Annotated in this window: 9 protein-coding genes; all 9 read left to right on the top strand. The window is 61.8% G+C overall.

The annotated features are described in order from the left end of the window. Positions 1-1,349: glycine--tRNA ligase subunit beta (gene glyS, locus ABHR76_RS08290; protein ID WP_346977330.1), on the top strand; the 1,349-nt coding region annotated here is incomplete at its 5' end. 34 nt (positions 1,350-1,383) lie between these two features. After that, positions 1,384-2,259 (top strand): pyruvate, water dikinase regulatory protein, encoded by an 876-nt coding sequence (locus ABHR76_RS08285; RefSeq protein WP_346977328.1) that lies wholly within the window; start codon positions 1,384-1,386, stop codon positions 2,257-2,259. Positions 2,260-2,556: 297 nt separating this feature from the next. Then, a complete protein-coding gene (gene ppdK / locus ABHR76_RS08280; RefSeq protein ID WP_346977326.1) occupies positions 2,557-5,307 on the top strand; it encodes a pyruvate, phosphate dikinase in 2,751 nt (916 codons plus the stop codon). A 209-nt stretch (positions 5,308-5,516) separates the two neighbouring features. Continuing rightward, entirely contained in the window at positions 5,517-5,858 is a 342-nt protein-coding gene (gene rplS / locus ABHR76_RS08275) for a 50S ribosomal protein L19 (RefSeq protein ID WP_006236098.1), read from the top strand. A gap of 93 nt (positions 5,859-5,951) precedes the next feature. Further along, a complete protein-coding gene (gene rnhB / locus ABHR76_RS08270; protein ID WP_055250018.1) occupies positions 5,952-6,740 on the top strand; it encodes a ribonuclease HII in 789 nt (262 codons plus the stop codon). A gap of 189 nt (positions 6,741-6,929) precedes the next feature. Continuing rightward, positions 6,930-7,415, top strand: a complete 486-nt coding sequence (locus ABHR76_RS08265; protein ID WP_055285132.1) for a YraN family protein — start codon at positions 6,930-6,932, stop codon at positions 7,413-7,415. Beyond that, positions 7,415-8,938: a YifB family Mg chelatase-like AAA ATPase gene (locus tag ABHR76_RS08260; protein ID WP_161115627.1), complete on the top strand. Its 1,524-nt coding sequence runs from the start codon at positions 7,415-7,417 to the stop codon at positions 8,936-8,938. Before ABHR76_RS08265 ends, ABHR76_RS08260 begins: the two co-directional genes overlap by 1 nt. After that, positions 8,935-9,870, top strand: coding sequence for a DNA-processing protein DprA (locus ABHR76_RS08255; protein WP_346977324.1), 936 nt, complete (start codon positions 8,935-8,937; stop codon positions 9,868-9,870). Before ABHR76_RS08260 ends, ABHR76_RS08255 begins: the two co-directional genes overlap by 4 nt. A 14-nt stretch (positions 9,871-9,884) precedes the next feature. Further along, positions 9,885-11,142 (top strand): methylenetetrahydrofolate--tRNA-(uracil(54)-C(5))-methyltransferase (FADH(2)-oxidizing) TrmFO (gene trmFO, locus ABHR76_RS08250; RefSeq protein ID WP_346977322.1); only part of this gene is annotated, 1,258 nt, incomplete at its 3' end.

Raw genomic sequence — 11,142 nt, 5'->3', positions numbered from 1 at the left:
TCTTCGAAGAGGTCATCAACCTCTGCGAGTGGCCGACGGTGCTCGTCGGTACCTTCGACGAGGAGTTCCTCAAGGTCCCGCACGAGATCATCTGCGAGTCCATGCTCACCAATCAGCGCTACTTCCCGATCTATGACGGCGAGGGTAAGCTCACGCGTGAGTTCGTGGTCGTCTCCAACAGCAAGCCCGAGAACGCCGAGCGCGTGATCGACGGCAACGAGCGCGTCGTGCGCGCCCGTCTGGACGACGCTAAGTTCTTCTACGAGGAGGACCTGAAGATCTCCCTCGACGAGTTCCGTGAGCGTTTGGCCAAGGTTGCCTTCCAGGAGAAGCTCGGTAGCGTGCTCGCCAAGTCCGAGCGCATTGAGCAGCTCGCGCTCGCTATCGCCCGCGAGGCTCACCTGGGCGCCCATCTTGCCGCCGATGCCGCTCGCGCCGCGCACCTGTGCAAGGCCGACCTGGTGTCCAACGCCGTCGTCGAGTTCACGAGCCAGCAGGGCGTGATGGGCGGTTATTACGCGACCGCGATGGGGGAGAACGACGAGGTCGCCCATGCTATTCGCGATCACTATCGTCCTCGCTTTGCCGGTGACGAGCTGCCCGAGGGCACCGCTGGCTGCATCGTGGCCTGCGCCGACAAGCTCGATACCATCGCCGGTATCTTTTCCATCGGCGAGCCCCCGACCGGCTCTTCGGACCCCTATGCGCTGCGTCGTGCCGCTATCGGCATCATCAACATCCTGCGCGACCGCCTGCCGATTGACCCCACGTCGCTCATCGATTTCGCCCTCGAGCTCTACAGCGAGCAGGGCATTGAGTTCGACGCCGCCGAGGTCGCCCAACAGGTTCGCGACTTCTTCCATGGCCGCCTTGTGAGCATGGCCCGCGACGAAAAGATCCCGGCCGATACCGTTGCCGCCGTCTCCGCGGTGCACATCATCGCCCCGTCCGTCTTCTTCGCCCGCTGCGCCGCGCTCGACGAGGCCCGCAAGAACGACGCCGAGACGTTCGACAACCTTGCGACCGCCTATGCTCGCGCCGCGCATATCTCCAAGCCCGAGCTGGGCGTGGAGTACGACTGCAGCCTGATGGGCGAGGCCGAGCTCGCGCTTGCCGATGCCTCCGAGGCCGCTCAGACCGCTGTCGATGCCGCCCTTGCTGCCGAGGACTACCCGGCCGCATTTGCTGCCCTCGCCGCCCTGCGCGCGCCCATCGACCGTTTCTTCGATGAGGTTATGGTCATGGACAAGGACGAGCAGCTTCGCGATAATCGCCTTAAGCTGCTCAACCGCTTCGAGGCCGTTTTCTCCGGCATCGCCAACATCGGTGAGCTTGCCCGCAAAAAGTAAGCCAGCCTGCGCGTAAGCGCAAAAGGAGCCCCGCATGGATTGCCCGGTCACCGCTCGTCCCACCGTTATCGTTATCTCCGACTCGCTCGGCGATACCGCTTGTGAGGTGGTGCTTGCGGCGTCCGGGCAATTTGATGAAGGGGCTTTTCGTCTCTTGCGCCTGCCCAAGGTGAACTCGGTGGAGCAGGTCAAGTCGTTTGTGGGTCCGCGCGTCGATGCGGACCATCGCGATATTGCCGTGTTCCACACCATTGTCGATCCGGCGCTTCGCGCCCGCGTGCTCGATTACCTGGGTATGCTGCACATTCGCTCGGTCGACCTGATTGGCCCGACGCTTGCCGTGCTGTCGTCGCTTATCGGTGTGCCGCCCAAGGGCGTTGCGGGCGTGATTCACAAGACCGATGATCGCTATTTCCATCGTATCGAGGCCATGGAGTATTTCGTTGAGCACGATGACGGTCGTGGTTGTGACGATCTGTCGGGTGCTGATATCGTGCTGCTGGGTGTGTCGCGTACATCCAAGACGCCGCTGTCGATGTATTTAGCCTATCAGGGCTACAAGGTCGCCAATGTCCCACTGGCGCATGGCATGGAGCCGCCTAAGTCGATTTACGAGGTCGACCCGATGCGCCTGTTCGGCCTGATTTCGACCGTCGATGTGATTTCCGAAATTCGCGATAGCCGCTTGGGCGATGACTACGCTCGTGCCGTTGCCGGCTCCTATGCCGAGCCTGAGAGCGTGCGCAGCGAGCTTGATGAAGCCCGCGCGCTCATGAAACGCTTGGGCTGCTTTGTAGTGCGTACCGACGGCAAAGCCATCGAGGAAAGCGCTGCCGAGATCATTAGCCACTTGGAGGAAATCCAAGAAGCCCGCGCCCGCCGCGCCGCCCGTCGAGCCCAACAAAGCTAGCTTATTGGGGTGGCTAAAAATGCCCCATCTAAAATAACTAACTAAAAAGAATGCACGATAACGGTAAAGCGATTTAGCAAGAAACTTGCATCTGACCTGCATTTCTCTTGCAGTGGTATCTTCATAAGGTAACCACCTTTATCTACCGTTTACCGCCAGTTTTAGCACGTTTACCAAACCGCGCACCCTCTGCTCAAGCCTGCCCAAAACGCGCCGTATAGTTCCCTCACGGCCCGCATCCGGTGGGTCGATTCGTTACCACGGTCGTGCGCGTTAGTGCATGGAAGGGGAAGTATCGTGAGCGATTGCAAGAGGGTTTACCGTTTTGGAACCGACGCCCAGGGCACCTGTGTCACTGAGGGCGACAAGTCCATGAACTTCGTGCTTGGCGGCAAGGGCGCAAACCTTGCCGAGATGAGCCGCATCGGCCTGCCGGTTCCCGGTGGCTTTACCATTACCTGCCAGACTTGCGTCGAGTACTCCGGTGCCGGCAACGTGTGGCCCGGGGGCGCACTCGATGAGATCGTTGCTGCCGAGGCGGACCTCGAGGCCCGCTGCGGCAAGAAGCTCGGCGACGCCTCCGATCCGCTGCTCGTGTCGGTTCGCTCGGGCGCTCCGTTCTCCATGCCCGGTATGATGGACACGGTCCTCAACTTGGGCCTCAATGACGATTCCGTCCAGGGCCTCATCGCGCAGACGCAGAACCCGCGTTTTGCCTGGGATAGCTACCGCCGCTTTATCCAGATGTTTTCCAATGTCGTCATGGGCGTTGACGCCGACCTGTTCGAAAACGCCCTGACCCGGGCCCGCCTGGTCGCTGGCGTTCGCGTCGATTCCGAGCTTTCGGCCGAGGACCTTCAGGAGCTTGTCGAGACCTTCAAGGGCATCTTCTCTGATAACGTCGATGCCTCCCTGTATCCCGAGCTCGAGGTCGCCGATGGCAAGCCCGTTTTCCCGCACGATCCGGAGCTTCAGCTACGCCTTGCAATCCAGGCCGTCTTTGGCAGCTGGATGAACGAGCGTGCCTGCATCTACCGCAAGCAGCATGGCATTTCCGACGACCTCGGCACCGCCGTCAACGTGCAGGCCATGGCCTTTGGCAACAAGGGCGAGACCTCTGCGACGGGCGTCGCCTTTACGCGTAATCCGGCCGACGGCACCAAGGAGTTCTACGGTGACTTTTTGGTTAATGCCCAGGGCGAGGACGTCGTCGCCGGTATCCGCAACACCGAGCCCATCGCCGACCTCAAGACCACCCCGGGCCTCGAGTCCGCAGGTGAGGAGCTCGAGCGCGTGTTCCTGACGCTCGAGGATCATTACCGCGATATGTGCGATATCGAGTTCACCATTGAGCAGGGCAAGCTCTGGATGCTCCAGACCCGCGTGGGCAAGCGCACCGCCACCGCCGCCCTGCGCATCGCCATCGAAATGGTCGAGGAAGGCCTGATCACCCGCGAGGAGGCCGTGAGCCGCATCGATCCCGCGCAGCTCGACCAGCTCCTGCACCCGCAGCTCGACGCCTCCAAGAAGTATGAGGCTCTGGCCAGCGGTCTTAATGCCAGCCCTGGTGCCGCCGTGGGCGAGGTCGTGTTCTCGAGTGACGACGCCGTCGCACGCGCCAACGAGGGTCACAAGGTTATCCTGGTCCGCTGGGAGACCAACCCCGACGACCTGAAAGGCATGGTCGCCGCCGAAGGTATCCTTACCAGCCACGGTGGCAAGACGAGCCATGCCGCCGTTATCGCCCGCGGTATGGGCACGCCTTGCGTCTGCGGCGTTGAGCGCTTCCACATCGACGCCGCCGAGAAGGTCGTGCGCATCGAGGGCAGCGACCGCGTGCTGCACGAAGGCGACGTTATCTCCATCGACGGTACCCAGGGTATCGTCGTCGACGGTCCCGTCGACCTGGTCTCCGCCGAGCTCACCGGCGACCTGGACACCATCCTGTCCTGGGCCGACGAGATTCGCCTGGTCGAGACCAGCGGCCATGCCAACCATGTGCGTGTCAACGCCGACAATCCCGAGGATGCCATGCTCGCCCTCGAGTTTGGCGCCGAGGCTATTGGCCTGTGCCGCACCGAGCACATGTTCCTGGGCGACCGCAAGAACATCATCCAGAGCTTTATCCTGTCTGACGATGAGGCCGTGAAGCAGCGGGCCCTGGCCGACCTGCTCAAGGTTCAGACCGAGGACTTCCTGGCGATGTTCAAGACCATGTCCGGTCGCGATGTGGTCGTCCGCCTGCTCGATCCGCCGCTTCATGAGTTCCTGGATAATCCTCGCGAGCTCGAGGTCGCCATCACCAAGAAGGAAGCCGCTGACGCCAGCGAGGAAGAGCTTGCCGTCCTGCGCGCCCGCCTGCGTCGTATCGACGGCATGGTCGAGTCCAACCCGATGCTCGGCCTGCGTGGTGTGCGCCTGTCCGTCGTCTTTAGCGATCTGCCGCTCATGCAGGTCCGCGCCGTCGCCACGGCCACTGCCCGCCTTATCAAGGAGGGCGTCGACCCGCATCCCGAGATCATGGTTCCGCTCGTTTCCATCACGGCTGAGCATGTCCAGACCCGCGAGGTTATCGAGCGCGTGATCGCCGAGGTATCCGCCGAGGAGGGCGTCGAGCTCAACATTCCCGTGGGCACGATGCTCGAGCTGCCGCGCGCCTGCATGGTCGCTGACGAGATCGCCCATCACGCAGACTTCTTCTGCTTTGGCACCAACGACCTCACGCAGACGACCTTCGGTTTCTCGCGTGACGACGCCGAGGCCAAGTTCATCCCGCTGTACATGCATAAGAAGATCTTGAAGGACAATCCCTTCGAGACCATTGACACGGCAGTACTCGAACTGGTGCGCATGGCTGTCGAGAAGGGCCGCGCCACCAACCCTGATATGCACTTTGGCGTGTGCGGCGAGCACGGCGGCGACCCCAAGTCCATCAAGGGCCTGTTTAACGTGGCCGATGTGGACTATGTGTCCTGCTCGCCCTACCGCGTGCCCCTCGCACGCCTGGCTGCCGCCCAGGCCAAGCTCGAGGCCAAGCGTTCCGCCTAACGTTTTGGGTTTAGACGCCTAGCGTAGCCCCCTTCATGCCGCCCGCCTCATTCGTGAGGCGGGCGGTTATCATGTGCGGGTTTTGTCTTTTTGTCTGCGTAAAAAATTGTTCTTGCAGCAGAAACCCGCGCGTGTATACTCGAATACGTTTGTTCAACTACGTGCCGGCCATGGTGGTACGGCACCTCTAGAAGAGTAAGGAATTGCACATGGATTACATCCGCGCAATCGAGCGTCAGCAGATCCGCGAGGACATTCCTCAGGTTCGCGTCGCCGACAACGTCAAGGTTCACTACCGCATTAAGGAAGGCGACCGCGAGCGCATCCAGGTCTTCCAGGGCGACGTCATCCGCATGGCCGGCGCCGGTGCCCGCGAGACCTTCACCGTCCGCAAGATGTCCTTCGGTGTCGGTGTTGAGCGTACCTTCCCGCTTCACAGCCCCAAGATCGCCAAGCTCGAGGTCGTTCGTCATGGTCGCGTCCGTCGCGCCAAGCTGTACTACCTCCGCGACAAGGTGGGCAAGGCTGCTCGCATCCCCGAGAAGCGCTAAGAAGATCGCAGCGTCTGTCCACTCGTTTGGACGTAAGGGTCACCTTCGGGTGGCCCTTCTTTTTATCCGATTTGCATGCAAGGAGGGCCTGGTATGGCCAATATGACGAGCTCGGTTTCGGCATCGCAAGTTGCTGGCGAGCTGGCGAGCGCTACGTTTGAGGAGATTCCCGCCCTCGTGGAGCATTATCGCGAGGATCCGCGCCAGCAGGTGATCAAGGCTTGCGAACGCGCCCTCAAACGCCATGCCAAAGAGCTTGCCGAGCGCGAGCGCGTCAATGACATGTACGAGCTTATGCATGAGCTTGGCGGCGATGGGGTGGTCGTTGGTGTCGACGAGGTGGGTCGCGGATCGGTGGCCGGTCCTTTGACGGTATGCGCTGTCTGCCTTCCTATGGAGCCGCGCGTCTGGGGCATCAACGATTCCAAAAAGCTCACGCCGGCGCGCCGCGAGTTGCTCTCAGTGAAGATTGCCGAGGTGGCGACGGCGATCGGTTTTTGCCATATCGCGCCTAAGGATATCGATGAGATGGGCATGGCCCGTGCTATCCGTACCGCCGTTGCAGGCGCCGTGGCCGATACAGGGCTCGAGCCCGATTGCGTGCTTATGGATGGCAACCCCTTGGGCGCCGTTCCTAACGAGCGCGATGTGGTGAAGGGCGATGCCAAGATCGCCTGCATCGCCGCGGCGTCCATCATGGCCAAGGTCACGCGTGACGAGATGATGGTCGAGTACGACGCCGAGTACCCCGAGTACCATCTGGCCGAGTCGAAGGGCTATGCAAGCCCCGAGCATATCGAGGCCATTCGCAAACATGGACTTTGTCCGCTGCACCGCGTGAGCTTTTGCGGAAACTTTCTGCAGACTGAGCGCCTTTTCTAGGCCAATTGTGGAGACAGGGACCTCTGGGGTTTTATAAACCTGCTGGTAGCGGGCCGTATGCAACACCATTGCTGCGTACGGCCCGTTTTTTGACGGCATTTGGTCAGCTTTTGGTTTGCTTCCTGTACTTACCCGCATGAAAGGTGCCCTCATCATCGGGGCAATGCAGTGTGCGGGAAAGGAGACCCCATGAGTGCCGCAAGCAAAAAGAGCAAGACGCAGCAGCTCAAGGAGCGTTGGGAAAACGGCGAGCTCGACTGCGGGGCGATGACGCCCGAGTTTATCAAGGGACTCAGTCCCCGTGAGCTGGGCATGCTGGGCGAGCTGATCACCATCGACTACTTTAACGAGCGCGGCTACACCTTGCTGGAGCAGGGTTATCGTTGCACCGAGGGCGAAGCCGATCTGGTGCTGCTCGATGAGCTTGACGATGTCGTGGTGATGGCCGAGGTCAAGACCAGGCGCGTCGCCCTGGATTGCACCACGCGGGTCTTTCCCGAGGAGGCCGTGGATGCCCAAAAGCAGCGTCGGTATCGCCGTATCGCAAGTTGCTATCTCATGGAGCACTATCCGCTCAAGGCGATCCGCTTCGATGCAGTGGGTGTCACCATTCGCGGCGGGCATATCGCCGAGATCGAGCATCAGTACAACGCGTTCGATTGGCAGGTGTCGTGATGGCGTTCGAGACGTTTGCCGTTCACGCGGCCTGCATCCGCGGTGTCGAGGCGATTCACGTCACGGTCGAGGTCTCGCTTGCCGGCGGCGTTCCGGGCATTCAGATGCTCGGCATCCCGAGTATGGAGGTGATGGAGTCACGTGGTCGTATTCGCTGTGCGATGCGCTCGGCCGGCTTTGAGATCCCGCGCTCGGGCATTACGGTCAATCTGGCGCCCGGCGATATTCGCAAGACCGGTAGCGGCTTTGATCTGCCCATCGCCATCGCGGTTCTAGCGGCCGATGGTCAGATTCCCCGCGACAACCTCGATCGTTGTCTTATCGCCGGCGAGCTCGGCTTGGACGGCACGGTGCTTCCTGTCAAAGGCGAGGTGGCGTTTCAGCTATTGGCTCGCGACATGGGGCTGTCTTTTATCGCCGGCAGGTCCGACCAGCATGTGCCACTCGCGGGCGTGGATTGCGGCTTTATCGACCATCTGTCTCAGCTTGCTCACGGCATGGGCGATGCCGCACGGCACTACTTGGATTCCGAGGGTGTCGAGGCGACCTTTGAGCCCGAGCTCGACTATGCAGACGTGCTGGGGCAGGAAGTCGCTAAACGCGGCATGGCGCTTGCGGCGGCAGGAGAACTCGGCTTGCTCATGATTGGGTCCCCGGGATCGGGCAAGACGATGCTCGCACGCCGTATGACCGGCATCCTGCCCGAGCTTTCCGTCGAGGATCAACAGGAGGCGCTGTGCATCCATTCGGTTTTGGACGAGAACATTGATGGCTTGTTGGCGGGGCACCGGCCCTTCCGCAGTCCCCATCACAGTATTTCGACCGCAGGCCTTATCGGCGGCGGACGCCCGGTGCACCCGGGTGAGATCAGCCTTGCTCATGGCGGCGTGCTATTTTTGGACGAGCTTGCCGAGTTTCCCACGGGTGTGCTGCAGACGCTGCGTCAGCCTATCGAACGCGGCTACGTCAGGATCGTACGCGTCGACGGGGCTTTTTCCTTCCCGTCGCGCTTTCAGCTGCTGGCTGCGAGCAATCCCTGCCCCTGCGGCTTTTTGGGCGATCGCGAGGTACCGTGTCGCTGCTCGGCGGCGATGGTCGAGCGCTATCGGTCTAAACTGCGCGGTCCTTTGGCCGACCGTATCGACATGATGATCGATGTGACCCGTCCCGACCCTCAGGTGATTATCGAGGGCGCGGAGGGTATGTCGTCGGCCGAGTTACGTGACTACGTTGTGCGCGGTCGCGCCTTTCGCGCCTGGCGCGAGTCCCGTATGGACGATGCGGATGCCGAGGCCGAGGATGACGAGACACGGTCCATTGACGGCGTCGTTTCGACCTTTGAGCTCGATGATGCGGCGGAGAAGTGTGTGCTCGGTCTGTCCAAACGCACGCATCTCACGGGCCGCGGCATCGTGCGCCTGGTTCGCATTGCGCGCACGATTGCAGACGTCGCCGAGAGCGAGCAAGTGACGCAGGATCACGTGCTCGAGGCGGCGATGTACCAGGGAAGGAGGGACCAATGATGGCCGAGGGGACCTTTGAGCTGCATCCAGGTGATGCGTTGTATCCCGAGACCGTTTTGGAGCTTTCTGATGTACCCCAGACGCTTTATGTGCGCGGCAATCCCGAGGTGCTTTCGACACCCGCGCTCTCCATCATCGGCGCGCGCAAGGCCTCGCCGTATGGTCTTGCCGTGGCAGAGCTTGCGGCAAAGGTGGCGGTTGAGGCGGGAGTGACGGTAGTTTCGGGCGGCGCGGTTGGTTGTGACCAGGCCTCGGGTTGGGCTGCGGTCAACGCCGGCGGCAAACACGTCGTGGTGCTGGGGACGGGCGCCGACGTGGTCTACCCGCGTTCGAGCGCGGGGCTTATTACGCGCACGCTCGATACGGGCGGCGCGGTCGTGTCGATCTCTCCGTGGGGCATGGGTCCGCGCAAGTTTGCCTTTCCGCGCCGCAATCGCGTGATCGCGGCCCTGTCGCAAGCCCTCTTTGTATCCGAGGCGGGTATGCCTTCCGGGACGTTTTCTACAGCTGAGGCTGCTATGGATTTGGGGCGCGAACTTCTTGCCGTGCCGGGGTCGATCCTATCGCCCGAGTCGCGTGGCACGAATTACCTCATTGCGAACGGTGCCTGCTGCATTGTCGACGAGGAGTCCATCGAGATGGCTATCTCTCGCATATACGGCACCCTGCGCTACTCGCGCCCCGATGCTCCCGGCATTGCCGACCTGAATCCAACACAGCAGACCGTGATGCATGCGCTCATCGCCTCTCCGCTCAAGGTCGACGACATCGCGGCGCTCGTCTCACTCGATGCTGTCGGCGTACTCAAACTCTTGGGTTCGCTTGAACTCGAGGGCCTTATCGAGCGCATGATGGATGGAAGGTATGCGCCCTCCAAGTTTGCCCTTCACGCCCAGACGCCCTTCGGTCACAATGGAAAACGTGTCAATTAGAAAGGTGTTTGCAGATGCAGTTCGATCAGGTGACGGTTATCGGTGGCGGTCTGGCGGGTTCGGAGTGCGCGATCCAGCTGGCAGACCGCGGGTTTGCCGTAAAGCTGTGCGAGATGCGCCCCCAGGTGAGCTCCCCGGCCCACCATACCGATCACCTGGCAGAGCTCGTCTGCTCCAATTCGTTTAAGTCGACCCGTCCGGATTCTGCGGCTGGTTTGCTGAAGGCCGAGCTTGAGCGCATGGGTTCAGTCCTGCTCGATTGCGCCCATCGCGCCGCTGTTCCCGCCGGTGGTGCCTTGGCGGTCGACCGCGTCAAGTTTTCCGAGCTTGTCGAGGCCGAGGTTGCCGCCCGTCCCAATATCGAGGTCGTGCACGGTGAGGTCACACAGATTCCCGAGGGTCACGTGGTCATTGCCGCGGGCCCGCTGTGTTCACCGGCGCTGAGCGAAGAGGTTATGAAGCTCGTCGGTGGCGATGCCCTGGCATTCTTTGATGCGGCGGCGCCGATCGTCGATGCCTCCACGCTCGATATGGACGTGCTGTTCTCGCAGTCGCGCTACGAGGAGCAGGGGAGCGGCGACTATCTCAACGCTCCGCTCAACAAGGAGGAGTACGAGGCCTTTATCGAGGCGCTTACCACGGCCGACCGCGTGGTGCTCAAAGACTTTGAGGGCGGCGATCTGTTCCAGGCCTGCCAGCCTGCCGAGGAGGTTGCACGCACCGGCAAGGACGCTATTCGCTTTGGCGCCATGAAGCCCGTTGGCCTCACCGACCCGCGTACCGGACGTCGCCCCTGGGCAGCGATTCAGCTGCGTGCCGAGAACAAGGAGAAGACCGCCTATAACCTGGTGGGCTTCCAGACCAACTTGACCTTTGGCGAGCAGAAGCGCGTCTTCCATATGGTGCCGGGCCTGGAGAACGCTGAGTTCTTCCGCTACGGTGTCATGCACCGCAATACCTTTGTCGACGCCCCTCACGTGCTCGATAGCACCTTTGCCGTGCCCGGTACCGGCGTGCGCCTGGCCGGTCAGATCACCGGCACCGAGGGGTACATGGAAGCCGTGGCGACAGGTCTGCTCGCGGCGCTCAACACCTATGCCGAGGCTATCGGTGCCGCGGGCGTCGAGTTGCCGCGTGTGGGCGCCCTGGGTGCGCTCGTGGGCTATGCGACCGATCCTGCCACCGTGGGCTATCAGCCTATGCATGTCAACTTTGGCCTGGTGCCGCCACTCGAGGACGGTAAGCGCCGCAGCAAGCGCGACCGCTATCAGG

It is taken from the genome of Collinsella aerofaciens (genome assembly GCF_039752985.1).
Classification (GTDB): domain Bacteria; phylum Actinomycetota; class Coriobacteriia; order Coriobacteriales; family Coriobacteriaceae; genus Collinsella; species Collinsella aerofaciens_BT.
The sequence above is the reverse complement of the archived record's forward strand: the minus strand, read 5'-3'. Positions and strand labels throughout refer to the sequence as shown.

Bases quoted from the DNA above. Each gene is read 5' to 3' on its own strand.
- ABHR76_RS08285 (WP_346977328.1), top strand. From the start codon at position 1,384: ATGGATTGCCCGGTCACCGCTCGTCCCACCGTTATCGTTATCTCCGAC.
- rplS (WP_006236098.1), top strand. From the start codon at position 5,517: ATGGATTACATCCGCGCAATCGAGCGTCAGCAGATCCGCGAGGACATT.
- rnhB (WP_055250018.1), top strand. From the start codon at position 5,952: ATGGCCAATATGACGAGCTCGGTTTCGGCATCGCAAGTTGCTGGCGAG.
- ABHR76_RS08265 (WP_055285132.1), top strand. From the start codon at position 6,930: ATGAGTGCCGCAAGCAAAAAGAGCAAGACGCAGCAGCTCAAGGAGCGT.
- ABHR76_RS08260 (WP_161115627.1), top strand. From the start codon at position 7,415: ATGGCGTTCGAGACGTTTGCCGTTCACGCGGCCTGCATCCGCGGTGTC.
- ABHR76_RS08255 (WP_346977324.1), top strand. From the start codon at position 8,935: ATGATGGCCGAGGGGACCTTTGAGCTGCATCCAGGTGATGCGTTGTAT.